This is a genomic window from Stenotrophomonas sp. LST15-1-1.1, from assembly GCF_040815575.1.
In the GTDB taxonomy this organism is placed as follows: Bacteria; Pseudomonadota; Gammaproteobacteria; order Xanthomonadales; family Xanthomonadaceae; genus Stenotrophomonas; species Stenotrophomonas lactitubi_B.
Window position 1 is genome coordinate 169,584 of the sequence record NZ_JBFPNJ010000032.1, and the last position, 16,770, is coordinate 186,353.

Annotated in this window: 13 protein-coding genes and 1 tRNA gene; 11 read left to right on the forward strand and 3 right to left on the reverse strand. The window is 65.9% G+C overall.

Going from position 1 to position 16,770, the window contains the following annotated elements; all coding sequences use genetic code 11:
- The first annotated feature begins 180 nt into the window (after positions 1-180).
- The 7 genes from MRBLST15_RS18610 (at position 181) to MRBLST15_RS18640 (ending at position 9,319) form a co-directional block, all read left to right on the forward strand.
- Positions 181-3,069, forward strand: coding sequence for an autotransporter domain-containing protein (locus MRBLST15_RS18610; protein WP_367787291.1), 2,889 nt, complete (start codon positions 181-183; stop codon positions 3,067-3,069).
- A 97-nt stretch (positions 3,070-3,166) separates the two neighbouring features.
- Positions 3,167-4,171, forward strand: a complete 1,005-nt coding sequence (locus tag MRBLST15_RS18615) for a 2-hydroxyacid dehydrogenase (RefSeq protein WP_312704450.1) — start codon at positions 3,167-3,169, stop codon at positions 4,169-4,171.
- Between the two features lie 84 nt (positions 4,172-4,255).
- A tRNA-Thr gene (locus MRBLST15_RS18620) sits at positions 4,256-4,331 on the forward strand.
- A 147-nt stretch (positions 4,332-4,478) separates the two neighbouring features.
- Positions 4,479-5,159, forward strand: coding sequence for a vWA domain-containing protein (locus tag MRBLST15_RS18625; protein WP_312704449.1), 681 nt, complete (start codon positions 4,479-4,481; stop codon positions 5,157-5,159).
- Between the two features lie 2 nt (positions 5,160-5,161).
- Entirely contained in the window at positions 5,162-5,917 is a 756-nt protein-coding gene (locus MRBLST15_RS18630) for a PP2C family serine/threonine-protein phosphatase (RefSeq protein ID WP_133120039.1), read from the forward strand.
- 4 nt (positions 5,918-5,921) lie between these two features.
- Complete coding sequence (locus tag MRBLST15_RS18635; protein WP_367787294.1) at positions 5,922-7,307, forward strand: hypothetical protein; 1,386 nt, start codon at positions 5,922-5,924, stop codon at positions 7,305-7,307.
- Positions 7,304-9,319 (forward strand): energy transducer TonB, encoded by a 2,016-nt coding sequence (locus MRBLST15_RS18640; protein WP_367787296.1) that lies wholly within the window; start codon positions 7,304-7,306, stop codon positions 9,317-9,319. Before MRBLST15_RS18635 ends, MRBLST15_RS18640 begins: the two co-directional genes overlap by 4 nt.
- Before the next feature lie 23 nt (positions 9,320-9,342).
- Here the strand turns inward: MRBLST15_RS18640 and MRBLST15_RS18645 are convergent, their stop codons facing one another.
- Together MRBLST15_RS18645 and MRBLST15_RS18650 are read right to left on the reverse strand one after the other, a co-directional pair.
- A complete protein-coding gene (locus MRBLST15_RS18645; RefSeq protein WP_100463970.1) occupies positions 9,343-9,975 on the reverse strand; it encodes a GyrI-like domain-containing protein in 633 nt (210 codons plus the stop codon).
- Entirely contained in the window at positions 9,972-10,199 is a 228-nt protein-coding gene (locus tag MRBLST15_RS18650; RefSeq protein WP_312704445.1) for a VOC family protein, read from the reverse strand. Before MRBLST15_RS18650 ends, MRBLST15_RS18645 begins: the two co-directional genes overlap by 4 nt.
- A 338-nt stretch (positions 10,200-10,537) precedes the next feature.
- Between MRBLST15_RS18650 and cyoA the strand changes: the two genes are divergently transcribed.
- Genes cyoA through cyoD form a run of 4 tightly spaced genes read left to right on the forward strand, consistent with a single transcriptional unit; the run spans position 10,538 to position 14,554 of the window.
- Positions 10,538-11,578, forward strand: a complete 1,041-nt coding sequence (gene cyoA / locus MRBLST15_RS18655) for a ubiquinol oxidase subunit II (RefSeq protein ID WP_265951278.1) — start codon at positions 10,538-10,540, stop codon at positions 11,576-11,578.
- A gap of 2 nt (positions 11,579-11,580) precedes the next feature.
- Positions 11,581-13,578, forward strand: coding sequence for a cytochrome o ubiquinol oxidase subunit I (gene cyoB / locus MRBLST15_RS18660; protein ID WP_336025919.1), 1,998 nt, complete (start codon positions 11,581-11,583; stop codon positions 13,576-13,578).
- Positions 13,575-14,213 carry a cytochrome o ubiquinol oxidase subunit III gene (gene cyoC, locus MRBLST15_RS18665; protein ID WP_265951279.1) on the forward strand — a complete coding sequence of 213 codons (639 nt, stop codon included), beginning with the start codon at positions 13,575-13,577 and terminating at the stop codon, positions 14,211-14,213. The genes cyoB and cyoC overlap by 4 nt, the downstream gene beginning before the upstream one ends.
- Positions 14,213-14,554: a cytochrome o ubiquinol oxidase subunit IV gene (gene cyoD / locus MRBLST15_RS18670; protein ID WP_025873831.1), complete on the forward strand. Its 342-nt coding sequence runs from the start codon at positions 14,213-14,215 to the stop codon at positions 14,552-14,554. Before cyoC ends, cyoD begins: the two co-directional genes overlap by 1 nt.
- Before the next feature lie 127 nt (positions 14,555-14,681).
- On the opposite strand, the gene MRBLST15_RS18675 is transcribed toward cyoD, so the two are convergent.
- Entirely contained in the window at positions 14,682-16,739 is a 2,058-nt protein-coding gene (locus tag MRBLST15_RS18675) for a putative bifunctional diguanylate cyclase/phosphodiesterase (RefSeq protein ID WP_265951280.1), read from the reverse strand.
- Positions 16,740-16,770 lie beyond the last annotated feature (31 nt).

Here is a 16,770-nt window from a genome sequence, read left to right on the forward strand (position 1 = left end):
GACAATGACGGACGCGTCATCGAGTTTTACGCGACGGTGACCGGATGGGGAAGCCCACGTTTCTTCTGCATTTCCATTGTGAATGCATTCATCTTTTTCCTCGTCGTCGACTGGGGGCGTCCGCCTTGCTGCTGCGTTCTGCTTTCGACCCGCGTGGTGCGGGCGGAGAGAGAGAACGCAATGAAGCATTCGAAGTTGAGCATCGCCCTGGCAGGCCTGGTGGGTATCGCGACCCTGGGCCAGATGGATGACGTCATGGCAATGAATTATCACGTGCAGGGCGATCGCGTAGTACTCAGCGGCGGTGTCACCGTCGCCGACGTGGTCGCATTGCCGGCACTGCTGGCCAAGGCGCAGGCCGAAGGCCGCCCGATCCGCGAAGTCGTGCTGCGCACCTCCAATGGTGGCGCGCTGATCGCGGGTGAGTGGCTGCAGGGGGTGATCCGCAGCAACGGCCTGAACACCATCGTGTCCGGCCACTGCATCTCGTCCTGCTCGATCATGCAGTCCGGTGGCGTCGAGCGTTACCTGGCCGGCGATCTGCCGCTGGTCGACTCGGTGCAGATCCACGCCGCCAGCAACAGTGGCAAGGTGATCTATACGCCGTCGCCGCGGATGACCGAGATCTACACCGGCAACTACGGTGGCGGCATGGATGCCGGCCTGCTGCACAAGGCCATGTACGAGGTGGTGCAGCCCAACGGCCTGCTGGTGTTCCGCGATCCGGCCCGGACCACCGGCCCGTCGGTCAGCTTCGATCCCGATGGCAGTGGCCGCAAGCTGGAAACCTTCCCCGGCCAGGACATCTACAGCAACAAGATCATCACCGCCGCTGGCTATCGCGACCCGGGCGACACCCTGACCGTCACCGGCAATGTCAGCGGCGACATCAACCCGGGCTACCTGCGCACCGCGCGCCAGCTGCAGGCGTTCGTCGATGACGACTTCGCGCGCTGGAACGATACCGACTTCGCCACCACGTACATCAACTATGCGGTGAACATCTACAACCGCTCCAGCGCCGGCCCGAACGGCATCGGCCCGGCGTCGGTGCAGGATTACCTCAACGACCCGGGTACACGGCAGCTCCTGCTGGGCCAGCTGCGCCTGGATGAGCTGGATGCCTCCACGCTGGGCAATTCGGCCGGCGTAATCCGTGTCGCCAAGGGCGGCACCTGGCGCACCGCCGAGACCACCGGCGCCGATTTCATGCTGGTGGAGAACGGCACCATCGCCCTGGAAGGCGGTGCCCTGCGCACCCCGGAGCTGCGCGTGCTGGCGGCCGGCATGGTGGTCGGCCACGGTGACATCGCCTCGGTTGCCACCGACTCGAACGCACTGCTCGATGGCACCGGCCCCTCGTTCCGCGAGGATGGCTTCAACCGCCTGCGCGTGTACGGCACCCTGATGCCGCGTGGTGGTGACCTGGTCACCCACGGCTACGTCAACATCATGCCGGGCGGCAAGGTACTGTTCGACGTCACCGAGGCGGGCGGCGCCAACAGTGGCCGCCTGCGCGTCGGCGACTTCTACGACAGCGGCACCAACGAGGGCGCGCTGGTCATCTCGCCGGGCGCGCACCTGGAACTGAACGTGGCGCAGGGCTTCTACGCCGGCAACTACCAGCGCGAACTGGTGAGCGGCCCGATCTACCAGGGCGGTTTTACCGATGCGGTGCGCCTGGGCGACACCGGCTATACCGCCAGCATCACCAATGGCGAGGTGTTCCGGCCGCGCCACAACTCGCTGCTGAGCTTCAACATCAAGCAGACCGCCGAGGGCCTGTCGCTGACCGCGAACCCCGGTTTCGACCAGCTTGCGCAGCTCACCGGCAGCAACGGCAACGACGGTCTCGGCCGTGCGCTGGCCACGGCCGGCCAGCGCCAGGATGCCGGCCTGAAGCCGCTGCTGGGGGCACTGCAGTTTGCCGATCGCGATGTGATCGCACAGCAGGCCGGTGCACTGCGCGGTGATGGCCACGCCAGCCTGCGCCTGGCCGACAACGCGCTGGTCGGCAGCATCGGCAGCGTGGTGCAGCAGCACCAGGCCGCACGACGCAGCGGCAGCGGTGACGCTGGCGGTTTGGCTGCACAGGCCGCGCAGGCCGCTTCGGCACAGCCCGGCATGGCCAATGGCAGCCTGTTCAACCAGTTGGCGATGCATCTGGTGGAGCCGGCGGGGGCGGGCGGTGGCAACACCGACTTCGGCGGCGAAGCACCACGCAACCATGGCCTCTGGGGCCGCGGCTTCGGCAGCCATGGCCGCATCGACGGCGAGGGCGGCGTGGCTGGCCTGAGCCATACCGTCGGCGGCATCGTGCTCGGTGCCGATACGCAGCTGGCCGATGACCGGCTGACCCTGGGCGTCAGCGTTGCCGCCGCCGACATGTCGACCAAGGGCCGCGATGGCTCCGGCTTCACCGGCGACGTGCGCGCGCTGGATGTGGGCGGCTACCTGGATGCCACCTACTCGCGTGGCTACCTCTCGGCCTCGGTGCGCTACACCGATCTGCGCCACGACACCCGCCGCAGCATCGATGGCATCGACGGCCTGCAGGGCCCGCTGCGTGCCAAGTACAACAACGATGCGATCTCGGCCCGCCTGGAACACGGCTTCTCATTCACCACCGCCAAGGGTGTGGTGATCCAGCCGCTGCTGCCGGTGGTCGACTACGCGCGCACCTCGGCCACCCGTTTCAATGAAGGGCAGGGTGCTGGCGCGCTGGTCGGGCGTGGTGACAGCCTGGAAAGCATCCGCGTCGGCGCGGGTCTGCAGTTGTTCAAGACCTTCGAAGGCAACAACGGCGAGCGCATCACCCCGCGCGCGCGCGTGGTCTGGCAGAAGGAACTGGGCGACACCCAGGCCCGTTACAGCACCGGCTTCGCCGCTGCGCCGGACCTGGTGTTCGGTGCCAGCAGCCAGACCGTGGGCGAGCAGGTGCTGGCCTGGAACCTGGGCGTGACCAGCCGCGCCAGTGATCGCCTGTCGGTGATGGTCGACTACGTGGGCGAGCGTCGCGACGGCCAGCTGCAGAACGGCGTGATGCTGGGCCTGGGCTATACGTTCTAAGGCGGTACCGGCACCGGCGGCTGTCACGCCGCCGGTGCCATCCCCATCGATGTGCGGGTGCGCTATGGTCGTGGCGGATTTCCGCGCAGACCTTGCCATGCAGATCGCCGTTTTCAGTGCCCGTCCCTACGACCGCCGCTTTCTGGAGGAAGCCAACCTGCGCGAAGGGGCAGGGCAGCCGTTCCAGTTCGTGTACTTCGACGCCGCGCTGGATGTGCACACCGCCGCACTGGCACAGGACTGCGCCGCCGTCTGCGTGTTCGTCAACGACCGGCTTGATGCACCCGTGCTGCAGGCCCTGCACGCGCTGGGCGTACGCGCGGTGCTGCTGCGCTGCGCCGGCTTCAACAATGTGGATCTGGCCGCTGCGAGCGCGCTCGGCCTGTTCGTCGCCCGCGTGCCGGCCTACTCGCCGGAAGCCGTGGCCGAGCACGCACTGGCGCTGGTGATGACCCTCAACCGGCAGACCCATCGCGCCTACAACCGCGTGCGCGAGGGCAACTTCATGCTTGATGGCCTGCTCGGCCGCACCCTGCATGGCAAAACCGTGGGCATCGTCGGTACCGGCAAGATCGGGCTGGCCACCGCGCGCATCTTCCGCGGCATGGGCTGCACCGTGCTGGGGCACGATCCGTTTCCGTCGCCTGCCTTCGCGGAGATCGGCACGATGGTGGAACTGGACGAACTGCTGTCGCGCTCGGACATCGTCTCGCTCCATTGCCCGTTGACCCCGGAGACCCAGCACCTGATCGACGACGCCTCGCTGGCGCGGATGAAGCCCGGCGCGATGCTGGTCAACACCTCGCGTGGCGGCCTGGTCGATACCCATGCGGTGATCCGCGCGCTGAAATCGCGCCGGCTCGGCCACCTGGCCATCGACGTCTACGAGCAGGAAAGCGCGCTGTTCTTCCAGGACCTGTCCGGCGAGATCATCGACGACGAGGCCTTCCAGCGCCTGATGACCTTCCCCAACGTGCTGGTGACCGGCCACCAGGGCTTCTTCACCGTGGAGGCGCTGCAGGAGATCTCGGCGATCACGCTGGGCAACCTGGCCGATTTCGCGGCGGGGCGGGCGTGTGGCAACCGGGTGATGGCGGGCTGAGAGGCCGGGTGGGTAAGCGTTTGGCGGCAATCGTCACGACCGGATTGACCGCAGGGGTAGGGCGACCGTAAAATCGCCTGCTCAGCCGGAATAGCTCAGTTGGTAGAGCGGCGCATTCGTAATGCGTAGGTCGTAGGTTCGATTCCTATTTCCGGCACCAGTTGTACGAAAAGCCCCGGCCTTGGTCGGGGCTTTTTGTTTGGACGGCACGGCTCCCCGTCGGATCTCGCCCCGGGTCCTTCTGCTCTGCCTATAATCGGCCGCGCAGATCACCTGCACCGGTTCACCCGCACGGAGGCTTCCCATCATGTCCATTGCCGCAATTCCCGATGTTTCGCTGGTCGACAACAGTGAGCAGCGCACGCCGCTGATCCTGGTACTGGACTGCTCCGGCAGCATGAGCGGTGGCCCCATCGAGCAGTTGAATGCGGGCCTCAAGCTGTTGGAGCAGGAGCTGAAGGCCGATGTGATCGCGGCCAAGCGCGTGCGCGTGCTGCTGGTTGAATACGGTGGCATGGACAACGCCGCCATCAGCGGTGACTGGTGCGACGCGATGGATTTCACCGCGCCCACGCTGTCGGCCAACGGCACCACGCCGACCGGTGCGGCGGTGGAACTGGCGCTGCAGGAAATTGAAGACGAGAAGGCGCGCTTCCGCCAGGCCGGCGTCGCCTACACCCGGCCGTGGCTGTTCCTGATGTCCGATGGCCAGCCCACCGATGCGTGGGAAGCGGTGGCTGAGCAGTGCCGCGAGGCCGAGCAGCAGAACAAGGTGGCGGTGTTCCCGATCGCCGTCGGCAATGCCGACATGAGCGTGCTGGGCCAGTTCAGCCGCAATGGCGAGCGCGGCGTGAAGCGCTTGCAGGGCCTGCAGTTCAAGGAACTGTTCCTGTGGCTGAGCGCGAGCATGCGGGTGGTCTCCAATTCGACGCCCGGTGGCCAGGTGCAGCTGCCGGCCACCGACAGCTGGTCGCAAGTGCCGGTCTGACCATGGCCTGGCGCGTGATGGCCGCATCGGCCACGGGACGGTCCCATCTGGACCGCGGGCAGCCCTGCCAGGACGCCTATGCGTCGGTGCAGGTGGGGCAGACATTGGTCGCGGTGGTCTGCGATGGCGCAGGCTCTGCATCGCACAGCGATGTGGGCGCCCGGCATGTATCCAGCAGCGTGGCGGCGTCGGTTACCGGATCTGCCCAGCTCGGCGCCGATCCACTGGCACTGCCGGTGGATGCGCTGCGCGCGATCATCGAAACCGCCGTCGACGATGCGCGCGGTCAGTTGGCGATGCTTGCGCTCAGCCAGGGCCTGAAGCTCTCTGACCATGCCTGTACGCTGGTAGGGGCGGTCGCTACACGTGACGGAGGCTGGTTCTTCCATGTCGGCGACGGCGTCGCCGCCTGCGCCTTCAGCAACGAATCGCCCGATGCGGTATCGCTGCCTGCCAACGGCGAGTACGCCAACGAAACCTGGTTCGTGACCGGTGGCAACTGGCGCGAGCAGCTGCGGCTGACCCGCTTCGAAGGGGCGATCGACGCGCTGGTGCTGATGTCCGACGGCGTGCAGCCGTTTGCGATGTCGCGCGCGGGCGACAGCCTGTTCCAACCGTTCATCGCACCGGTGATCCGCTATCTGGCCGGCGTGGACGAGACCCACGGCAGCCAGGCGTTGCACGCGACGCTGGCCGATCCGCGCACCGATCAGATCACCGGCGACGACAAGACGTTGCTGGTCGCGCTGCCGGCCTGAGCGCATGCCCGGGCGCAGCGGCGAAAAGATCTACGACGCACAGCGAAGGCCGCTCACCCTGGAGCGGCTGCTCAAGAGTGGCGGTGCGGGCAGTGTGTTCACCCTCAAGGAGCGGCCGCGCGAAGTGGCCAAGCTCTACCACTCGGACAAGGATGCGCGCGTCTACGAGCGCAAGCTGCAGGCGATGCTGGAGCTGCAGCCGGACCTGCCGCCGATGGAGGGGCAGGGCGCCGACCAGGTGCAGATTGCCTGGCCGTTGACCCTGCTGCGGGACGGCGGTGGGCGTTTCATCGGCTTCACCATGCCGATCCTGGATCTGTCGGCCACCAGTGATCTGGAACATGTGCTGCAGGAGCGGCAGGCGCGTGCAGAGGGCCTGCCCACCGGCCTGGGCGCGAAGATGACCCTGGCTGCCAACCTGGCGGTGATGCTGGCTGCGCTGCACCGGCGACAGCACTACGTGGTCGACCTGAAACCATTGAACGTGCGGTTCTATCGCAGCACCTTGTTCATCGCGATGCTCGATTGCGATGGTTTCAGCATCCAGGGCAAGGGCGAGCGCTTCCCGGCCGGTCAGGTCACTACCGACTATCTGGCGCCCGAGTTCCAGCAACCCGGGGTGAAGCCGGGCCAGGAGGAGGCGCAGGATCGCTTCGCGTTGGCGGTGATGGTGTTCCAGCTGCTCAATTCCGGCCTGCATCCGTATGCGGGCCGGCCGCAGGGGGCGACGGTGCCCAGTGACCTGCCGGCGCGTATCGCCGCCAACCTGTACCCCTATGCGCGCGGCAAGCCGCATCCACGGATGTTGCCCTCGCCGGTCAGCGGGCATGAGATGTTCCCGCCGGCGCTGCGCGACATGTTTGATCGTGCGTTCTCGGCGCAGGCGCGGCGGCGGCCTTCGGCGCAGGAATGGGCCACGCTGCTGCTGGACTACGCGCGGCGCAACGCCGGGCAACTGGTGACGTGTGGCAAGGATGCCGCCCATCAGCATTTTGTTGGCATGCCGTGTGCCGCCTGCGCACGTGTCGAACTGTTGGCCGGCAGCGCACGCGCGGCGCAGACCCGCTCGCGGCAGAAACCAGCCAAGGCCCGCAAGCAGCGCGCACGTACCGCCGTGCGCGTCGTCCAGGCGCAGCCGGTCGCCGCGCAGGCGTCGGCGGCAAGCGGTGTTCCCGGGGTGATGTCGCGGGTGACGATGGCAGTGATCGGCACGCTGCTGCTGGGCTGGGTGATGGGCTGGGGCATGCCGGCCTACCGCCGCTACAGCGCGCTGGTGGACCCGGGCATCTGGGATGGCGTGGGGCTGGCCGTGCAGATGGCCATGCTGGCGATCGCGATCCTGCTGTTCATCCTGTTCGTGCCGGTGCTGATCATGAGCAAGCGCCCATGAAGCTGCTGGGGGTACTGGCCGTGCTGCTGCTGGCGCTGATCGGGATGGCGCCGTTCTGGGGCGACCTCGGCGTGCTGGTCTACGGCTCGATCGGCTGGCTCGGACGGCTGCTGTCGAGCGGCGCGTTGAGCGATGGCAGAGCGGCACTGCGTGCAGCGCTGCTGATCGGCGGTGCGGTGTCGGTGCTGTCGTTCCTGCGCGTAGCGGTGCAGGACCGGGCCGTGGACTATCTGATCGCGTCGGTGATGTTCGGCTTCCTGTCGTTCGTCATCTTTGTTGTCACCGGAATTTCCGGTGATGGGGCTGCGGGCGCGGGGAGCATGCAAGGAGCGCGCTCGGTCGTGGTCGGCGAGGATCGCGCGACGGTTCCGCGCTGGTATTCGCGCGGTCATTTCGAGCGGGAAATGCTCAACAAGGTGCACGAAACAGCGCGTGCCGCTGCCCGCGGCGATCTGCCGCGCACGCAGGCGCTGATGCAGGAGCTGGATCTGTGGGCGCGCAATGGCCCGGAGCTGCGCGAAGACCGCACGGAGTACGAGCGCCTGCGCGCGGCGTACAACGAGACGATCGAGACGCTTGCCGCCCGCTCCGGACGCCGCACGCAGAGGACGGCGGGCCTGGCCAGCGACGCGGGCGCGATGGTGGAGCGGCTTACTGCGGAGGAAGCGCGTGAGGTGGAACTGAAGCAGATCGAGCTGCTGCAGCAGATGTGGAAACTCTCGCCGTCGAGTACGTCGGTTGCAATGCGCCTGCTGGCGACGGATCTGCAGGAGCTGGCGATCCGCTCACGGTGGTCGCCACGCAAGCCGTTCGACCGAGAAGGCGACGCGGCACTGGAAGAGCGCCTGTGGCGCGTCCACGGCACGCAGGAGGTGTTGTTCGCCTATGCGCCGCTGGAGGAACGCCTGTGGAATGCCTACGCGTCGACGATGGTCGACACGGACGAAGAGCTCGCGCTGGGCGCGCTGGTGATTGCCGGACTGATCGACCGCAGCGACAAGACCGCCTCGGCGGATCCGGCCCGGTTCGACGTGAATACACTGCTGCTTGGCAGCGACGTGTTCATGCTCTCGACGCTGCTGGCCAGCGCCTCCGAAGACCGCATGGAGATCCTGAAGGCGCGCGCGACGCTGCTGCTGGGCGATGATGATCGGCAGGCGAAGGCGGGCAAAGGCGAGGCGCAGGACACCACCGGCACCGCGGCAGACCCCGCGGGCCCGGTGGTCTCGGAGCCTTCACCGCCGGCAACCTCGAAAGCGGACACCGCCAGGCAGGCGCAACGCGCGATGCCGCCAGCGGGGATGCTGGTCGATCGCAAGGGTCTGGCGCTGCGTACGTCGCCTCTGCTGCCGCCGTCGTCGCCACCGGCCGAGTATGGGCAGGTGCTGGTCGACCTGCCCGCTGCCGGGTTCAAGGACCTGCGCCACGGCATTTCGTTGCGCGCGCCTGTGCAGGCCGACAGCATGGTGACCCTGCAGGTGGATGTCTGGCAGAGCGGCGTGGTTACCTCGGTGCTGATTGAAAGCAGCAGTGGCAACGCCGTGCTGGATGAGGCCGCGCGCCGGGGCGCACGCACCTGGCTCAGCGCGTCGAAGGTGCCCACAGGCGGCGAGCGCAGGCAGGTGACGGTCGTGTTCAAAGCGCCTGTCGCCGCCACGCCGCCGGCGGTGACCGTGGACGCACCGTCGCCGATCGCCATGAGCCCGCCGCCGCCCCAGCTGGACCCCGAGCAGGCGCTGGGCGCGCAGCTGGAGGCGATGGCGCGCCGGCATCCCCCGCGTTATCCGCGTGGTGACGGGGAGACGGTGCTGGAAGGCAGCGTCGAGCTGCTGATCACCCTGTCAGCCGAGGGGCGCGTGCTCGATGTGAGCGTGGACCGCAGCAGCGGACATCCTGCGCTGGATCGCGCCGCGCGTGAGGCTGCGCTGAAATGGCACGTCACCCCCACACGGCCGGTGACCACGGTCAAGCAGATCACTCTGCGCGTGCCAGTGCGGTTCCAGGGCGGCTGACGGAACAGCCCGCGGCGCGGCCGTCACCGTGCCTGCACCGGTTGCCGCAGCACCGTTTTCAGGCGAGCAGGCTCTACCTTGCGTGGGTCGCCCAGGTAGATCTCATGATGCGGCCCGGCGAAGGTCAGCCCCTGTGCCGGCATGATCTGTTCATGCAGTTCGGCCAGTGTCGGGCCCTCGTCATCATAGGAGCCTACATGCAGCGTCTGCAGGCACAGGCCTTCGTCGTAAAGCGCCAGGCGTAGGCTCTGTGGCGCGGTACCGCGCTTGTCCGATGCCTTGGCCACCGCTTCGTTGAAACGCGGAACGCCGACGTCCAGCGGCGTGCGGATCATCATCGTCCAGCGCCACGCGTGCTTGCGCTGTGCCACGAAGCTGGACGGGTCGTCGGCCCACCACAGTCCCTCCAGCGGCGGCACCACGTAATCCCGTCCTTCGGCCTTCATCGCGAACTTCAGTGCGTAGCTGACCGAGTACAGCCACTCGACCGCATCGCGATAGGCCGGCGCCTGGTTCGGATCACCCTGGCCATCAACCATCACGAAGGACATCGGCGGCACGTCGATCCGCACGAACGAGCCGACCGGTGGCCGGTACAGCGCCTTGTCCTGCGTCTTGAAGTCGATCTTTGCCGGCGCCGCGGCGGACCGGGTCATTCCGCCGCTCCGTTCGCAGGCCCCTTCAGTTCCACCGTGTTGCCGTCCAGGCTGATCAGATCGATCATCGACGCACCCGCACGCAGGTGCACCAGGCCCAGGTGTTCGCGCCGCCGCACCACCACGCAACCCAGTACCTGGCCATAGAAGGCTTCGCTGCGGGTCAGCTCGCGCACCCGCAGCACCACATGGTCGATGCGTTCAACGCTGAAGGGTCTGTCCATGTCGGGTTCCTCGAAGAGAGGGAGCTCAAGACTTGCTGAACCTGTTCAGTCGACTTTGCCGAACGAGGGGCTTCGTCGTCGCCGAGACCGATGCTACGCTGCCGTCCCCGCGCGTTCTGCCCGCCACAATGGCGCGGTGCGACAACGTGTCGCAGCCAGATCCGGGCCTTTCCTGCGCCTGATCATTGTCAATGCCTTTCTTAAATGGTGGGTGACGGCCTAAAATTGAAGGGCTGACTCGACCCCACCTTACCTGCCTGTCTTCTGGACGGGTGGGCCCGGCTTTGGCCGGTGCGGGCAGGACGGGGAACGGCATTCCCTCGCAATTGGATCGACCGATGATTCCGTTGAAAACCCTTGGGCGCTGGTTGCGCCCGGGCTTGCTGCTCGCATTGCTGGTGATGCTCACCGGCTGCGATGCCGTGGCCATCCTCAGTCCGAAGGGCCAGATCGGCCAGGATGAAAAGACACTGCTGATCACGGCCACCGTGCTCATGCTGCTGGTCGTCATCCCGGTCATCATCATGACCCTGACCTTCGCGTGGAAGTATCGCGCCTCCAACACCAAGGCCCGCTACGAGCCGAAGTGGTCCCACTCGACGGCGATCGAGGTGGTGGTGTGGTCGATCCCCTGCATGATCGTGCTGGTCCTGGCGGTGCTGACCTGGCGGTCCTCGCACGCGCTGGATCCGTACAAGCCTCTGGAATCGGACGTCAAGCCGGTCACCATCCAGGCGATCTCGCTGGACTGGAAGTGGCTGTTCATCTATCCGGAAGAAAAGGTCGCGGTCGTCAACGAGATCAAGTTCCCGGTCAACACCCCGCTGAACTTCGAGATCACCTCCGATACGGTGATGAATGCGTTCTTCATCCCGCACCTGGGCAGCATGATCTACTCGATGGCGGCGATGGAGACCAAGCTCCACCTGATCGCCAACGAACTGGGTGAATTCCCGGGCATGTCCTCGCACTACAGCGGTGCAGGCTTCGCCAAGATGCATTTCACTGCCTATTCGGTCACCGATGCGCAGTACCGCCAGTGGCTGGACCAGGTCCGTGCCGGCGAGCAGACCCTGGACAAGACCTCGTTCAAGGCGCTGGGCGAAGCGAAGAATTCCGAGTGGTACCCGGTCACCTACTTCGGCAAGGTTGAAGACAGCCTGTTCGATTGGGTCATCGCCAAGCACATGGGCGACAACAAGCACTACGGCATGAAGCATTCCCACGCCGGTGCCGCTGCTGCCGACGCTGCCAGCCATGAAGCGCACGAGGGCCATGCCCCGAGCGAGGCCCACGATTCCAAGGAATCCGGTGAGAACCTGGATGCCACCGAACACGAACACGCAGGCCATGCCGGCCACGCGGGTTCGGGAGAATGAACATGTTGGGAAAACTCTCTCTTGAGTCGATCCCCCACGATCCAATCGTGCTGACCACCCTGGTCGGTGCGGTGCTGGGTGGCCTGGGCGTCATGGCCCTGATCACCAAGTTCAAGCTGTGGGGCTATCTGTGGAAGGAGTGGTTCACCTCGGTGGATCACAAGAAGATCGGCGTGATGTACATCATCGTCGCCTTCGTCATGCTGCTGCGCGGTTTCTCCGACGCGATCATGATGCGTACCCAGCAGGCCATCGCCGTCGGCGGGTCCGAGGGTTACCTGCCGCCGCACCACTACGACCAGATCTTCACCGCCCACGGCGTGATCATGATCTTCTTCGTGGCGATGCCGCTGATCACCGGCCTGATGAACCTGGCCGTGCCGCTGCAGATCGGTGCGCGCGACGTCGCGTTCCCGTTCGTCAACTCGCTCAGCTTCTGGCTGTTCGTGTCCGGTGCGGTGCTGATCATGCTGTCGCTGTGGATCGGTGAATTCGCCGCCACCGGCTGGCTGGCCTTCCCGCCATTGTCGGGCATCGAGTACAGCAACAATGTAGGTATGGACTACTACATATGGGGACTACAGGTGGCGGGTCTGGGTACCACGTTGAGTGGTATCAACTTCTTCATCACCATCCTCAAGATGCGCACCCCGAGCATGAAGCTCATGCAGATGCCGGTCTTCACCTGGACCGCGCTGGTGACCAACGTGCTGATCGTCGCCGCCTTCCCGGTGCTGACCATCACCCTGGTGCTGCTGACCCTGGACCGTTACCTGGGTACGCACTTCTTCACCAATGACGGTGGCGGCAACGCCATGCTGTACATCAACCTGATCTGGATCTGGGGTCACCCGGAAGTCTATATCCTGGTGCTGCCGGCCTTCGGCGTGTTCTCCGAGGTCATCGCGACCTTCTCGCGCAAGGCCCTGTTCGGCTACAAGGGCATGGTCTACGCCACCGCCTGCATCGGCGTGCTGTCGTTCATCGTGTGGCTGCACCACTTCTTCACCATGGGCTCGGGTGCCAACGTCAATGCCTTCTTCGGCATCACGACGATGATCATCTCCATCCCCACCGGCGTGAAGATCTTCAACTGGCTGTTCACCATGTTCCGCGGTCGCGTGCAGTTCACCACGCCCGTGCTGTGGACCATCGGCTTCATGGTCACCTTCACCATCGGCGGCATGACCGGCGTGATGCTGGCGATCCCGGCCATCGACTTCGTGCTGCACAACAGCCTGTTCCTGATCGCCCACTTCCACAACGTCATCATCGGCGGCGTGGTGTTCGGCATGTTCGCCGGCATCACCTACTGGTGGCCGAAGATGTTCGGCTTCCGCCTCAACGAGTTCTGGGGCAAGTGCGCGTTCTGGTGCTGGTTCATCGGCTTCTATGTGACCTTCATGCCGATGTACGTGCTGGGCTTCATGGGCATGACCCGTCGTCTGCAGAGCACCGTCAACCCGGCGTACGAGCCGTTCCTGCTGGTGGCCGCTGTGGGCGCCTTCATCGTGGGTGCCGGCATCCTGTGCCAGATCATCCAGGTGGCCGTGTCGATCCGCGACCGCAAGAAGACTGCCGACCTGACCGGCGACCCGTGGGATGCCCGTACGCTGGAGTGGGAAACCTCTTCGCCGCCGGCCTTCTACAACTTCGGCACCTTGCCGGAAGTCACCGAGCTGGACGATTTCTGGGAGCGCAAGCAGCGTGGTGAAGCCTGGCCGAAGCCGGCCAAGTACACCGACATCCACATGCCGCGCAACACCGGCACCGGCGTTGTCATCGGCGCCTTCAGCATGGTGTTCGGCTTTGCGATGATCTGGCACATCTGGTGGCTGGCCATCATCGGCTTCGTCGGCATGATCGCCACGTTCATCTACCGCACCTTCGACCAGGACGTGGACTACTGGGTCCCGGCCGCCGAGGTGGAACGCATCGAGAACGAACACCGCAAGCACCTGGAAGCCCAGGGCCTGGTGAAGTCGGAGCTGAAGGCATGAGCACCAATACCTCCACCGTGAACCACGGGCACGCCGCACACGCGGCGGCCCATGGCCATGACGATCACGAGCACCACGACACCGGCGGCAACACCGTCTTCGGTTTCTGGGTGTACCTGATGAGCGACTGCCTCATCTTCGCCTCGCTGTTTGCCACCTACGTGGTGCTGGCCGGCGGCACCGATGGTGGCCCCGGCGCGAAGGACCTGTTCGAGCTGCCGTTCGTGGCGTGGGAAACCGCGCTGCTGCTGACTTCGTCGCTGACCTTCGGCCTGGGCATGATCTCCATGCACCGCAAGCAGGTCGGCCAGATGTTCCTGTGGCTGGGCATCACCTGGCTGCTGGGCTTCGGCTTCATGTGCATGGAAGTCTATGAATTCCACCACCTGATCCATCAGGGTTACGGTCCGGACCGCAGTGCCTTCCTGTCGGCGTTCTTCGCCCTGGTCGGTACCCACGGCCTGCACGTCAGCGCCGGCCTGCTGTGGCTGCTGGTGATGTTCGTGCAGCTGAAGAAGTACGGCCTGACCCCGACCAACAAGACCCGCATGGCGTGCCTGAGCCTGTTCTGGCACTTCCTGGACCTGATCTGGATCGGCGTGTTCTCCGTCGTCTACCTCAATGGAGCGCTGTAATGGCACATGACAACCATGCACACGACCACGCCGCCGGCGGCGAAAGCCACGGCACCGTGAAGTCGTACCTGATCGGCTTCGTGCTGGCGGTGGTGCTGACCGTCATCCCGTTCTACATGGTGATGTCGGGTGATTTCTCGCGCACCGTCAACGGTGTGGTGATCGCCATCACCGCGGTGCTGCAGATGCTGGTCCACCTGGTGTTCTTCCTGCACCTGGATCGCTCTTCGGAGAGCCGCTGGAACGTCAACGCTGCGGCCTTCACCGTGGTGGTGATCGGCATCATCGTGGTCGGTACCCTGTGGGTCATGCACAACATGAACGTGCACATGATGCACTGACGTCTTCGCGACGTTGCCACGCAGAAAGGCCGCCCCCGGGCGGCCTTTCTGTTTTTCCGTTGTCCGGTAGTGCCGGCCGCTGGCCGGCAGCCAGTAGATCCACGCCATGCGTGGATGCGGTTGCCTCTCACCCCACCTTGCGCAGGAACTCCTCGGCCTCCATCGGCCGTCCAAGGTGATAGCCCTGCAGCTGGTCGCAGCCCAGCTCACTCAGGTAATCGCGCTGGGCCTGGGTCTCCACGCCCTCGGCCACCACCTGCAGCTGCAGGGTGCGGCCCAGCGCGATGATCGAGGACACGATGGCCGCATCCTCGTCATTGCGTTCGAGGTCATGCACGAACGCCCGGTCGATCTTCAGTTCGGTGGCCGGCATGCGCTTGAGGTACAGCAGGCTGGAATAGCCGGTGCCGAAGTCGTCGATGGCGATGTGTACGCCCATCGCAGTCAGATCGTTGAGGATCGCCAGGCTGGCTTCGACATCCTTCATCGCGGTGGTTTCGGTGATCTCCAGGGTCAGCCGCGCCGGGTCGATGCGATGCCGCGCCAGCACCGACCGCACGCTGTCCAGCAGCGCCGGCGAGGCGAACTGCAGCGGCGACAGGTTCACTGCCATCGTCCAGTGGCTGTGCCCGCCGTCATGCCAGGCCCGCAGCTGCGCGCAGGCCTGGTCCAGCACCCAGTCGCCGATCGGCAGGATCAGGCCGCTGCGCTCGGCGATGGGAATGAACACGTCCGGTGCCAGCAGCCCCAGCTCCGGATGCTGCCAGCGCAGCAGCGCCTCGGCGCCGGTGGCGGGCGCATCGGCCGCCGGGAATTTCGGCTGGTAGTGCAGCAGCAGTTCGTTGCGCGCGATCGCCTTGCGCAGGTCCTGCAGCAGGCGCAGCTGGCGGTTGGCACTGAGCTGCATCGAAGGGATGAAGAAGGTGTAGCCGTTCCGTCCGGTTTCCTTGGTGTGGTACATCGCCGCATCGGCATGTGCCATCAACTCGCGTTCGTCGCTGGCATCGTCCGGATACAGGGCAATGCCCAGGCTGGCGGTGACCTGCAGTTCCGCCGCGTCCAGCACGAACGGTTCGCTGGCCGCCGCGATCACCCGTTCGGCGACCACCGCCGCATCGTCAGGCGCATCAATGGCCAGCACGATCACGAACTCGTCGCCACCGAGGCGGGCGAGGGTGTCCTGCGGCCGCAGCTGAGCCCCGATGCGCTGGGCCACCGCAACCAGCAGGCGATCACCCAGCTGGTGGCCATAGGCATCGTTGACGGCCTTGAAGCCATCGAGGTCGCAGAACATCACCGCCACCGACTGCTGGCGGCGTTGTGCCTTCTCGATGGCCTGCTCGATCCGATCCTGCAGCAGCATGCGGTTCGGCAGCTGGGTCAGTGGATCGTGCAGCGCGGCCTGGATCAGCTTGTCATTGGCGTGGGCCAGGGAATCGGCCAGCAGACCGGTGCGCACGCGCATCTGGCGGTCGAACAACGAGGCAACCAGGGCGATGCCCAGCGTGGCCAGGGTGGTCACGATCACCAGCACGGCCAACCAGCGGGGGTCGATGCCGCCGCTGCCGACCGCGCCGCAGATGCTGCCCGCCGGGAAGCGCGCGGCGGCCATGCCGGTGTAGTGCATGCCGACGATGGCCAGGCCCATCACCAGCGATGCCAGTATCCGCAGGCGCACCGTGTTGCGTTGTTCGACGCGCAGCCGGAAGGCGATCCACAGCGCTGCACCTGCGGCACCGATGGCCACCGCGATCGACGCGGCAAACCAGCCGGGGTGGTAGTCGATGCCCGGCTGCATCCGCATCGCGGCCATGCCCAGGTAGTGCATGGCCGCGATACCCAGTCCCATCAGCACCGCACCGGCGGCCAGCCGCTGCAGCGGCAGGCTGGGCCGCGACACCAGCCACAGCGCATAGGCCGATGCGCCGATCGATACGGCCAGCGAATACAGGGTGATCGCCAGGTCGTAACCGACTGGAATCGGCAGCTTGAACGCCAGCATCGCGATGAAGTGCATCGACCAGATGCCCAGGCCCATCGCGGCGGCACCGCCGGCCAGCCACCAGCGGGCGACCCGGCCCTCGGCCGTGGCCAGGCGGCCGGCCATGTCGAGCGCGGTATACGATGCCAGCATGGCCACCAGCAGCGAGATGGCGACCAGGCTCTGACTGTAACTACCAGTCATGTTGAATCCAGAGGAGAGGGGAAGGGCGCCC

Bases quoted from the DNA above. Each gene is read 5' to 3' on its own strand.
- MRBLST15_RS18640 (WP_367787296.1), top strand. From the start codon at position 7,304: ATGAAGCTGCTGGGGGTACTGGCCGTGCTGCTGCTGGCGCTGATCGGG.
- MRBLST15_RS18675 (WP_265951280.1), bottom strand. From the start codon at position 16,739: ATGACTGGTAGTTACAGTCAGAGCCTGGTCGCCATCTCGCTGCTGGTG.
- cyoB (WP_336025919.1), top strand. From the start codon at position 11,581: ATGTTGGGAAAACTCTCTCTTGAGTCGATCCCCCACGATCCAATCGTG.
- MRBLST15_RS18630 (WP_133120039.1), top strand. From the start codon at position 5,162: ATGGCCTGGCGCGTGATGGCCGCATCGGCCACGGGACGGTCCCATCTG.
- MRBLST15_RS18635 (WP_367787294.1), top strand. From the start codon at position 5,922: ATGCCCGGGCGCAGCGGCGAAAAGATCTACGACGCACAGCGAAGGCCG.
- MRBLST15_RS18610 (WP_367787291.1), top strand. From the start codon at position 181: ATGAAGCATTCGAAGTTGAGCATCGCCCTGGCAGGCCTGGTGGGTATC.
- cyoD (WP_025873831.1), top strand. From the start codon at position 14,213: ATGGCACATGACAACCATGCACACGACCACGCCGCCGGCGGCGAAAGC.
- MRBLST15_RS18650 (WP_312704445.1), bottom strand. From the start codon at position 10,199: ATGGACAGACCCTTCAGCGTTGAACGCATCGACCATGTGGTGCTGCGG.
- MRBLST15_RS18645 (WP_100463970.1), bottom strand. From the start codon at position 9,975: ATGACCCGGTCCGCCGCGGCGCCGGCAAAGATCGACTTCAAGACGCAG.
- MRBLST15_RS18615 (WP_312704450.1), top strand. From the start codon at position 3,167: ATGCAGATCGCCGTTTTCAGTGCCCGTCCCTACGACCGCCGCTTTCTG.
- MRBLST15_RS18625 (WP_312704449.1), top strand. From the start codon at position 4,479: ATGTCCATTGCCGCAATTCCCGATGTTTCGCTGGTCGACAACAGTGAG.
- cyoA (WP_265951278.1), top strand. From the start codon at position 10,538: ATGATTCCGTTGAAAACCCTTGGGCGCTGGTTGCGCCCGGGCTTGCTG.
- cyoC (WP_265951279.1), top strand. From the start codon at position 13,575: ATGAGCACCAATACCTCCACCGTGAACCACGGGCACGCCGCACACGCG.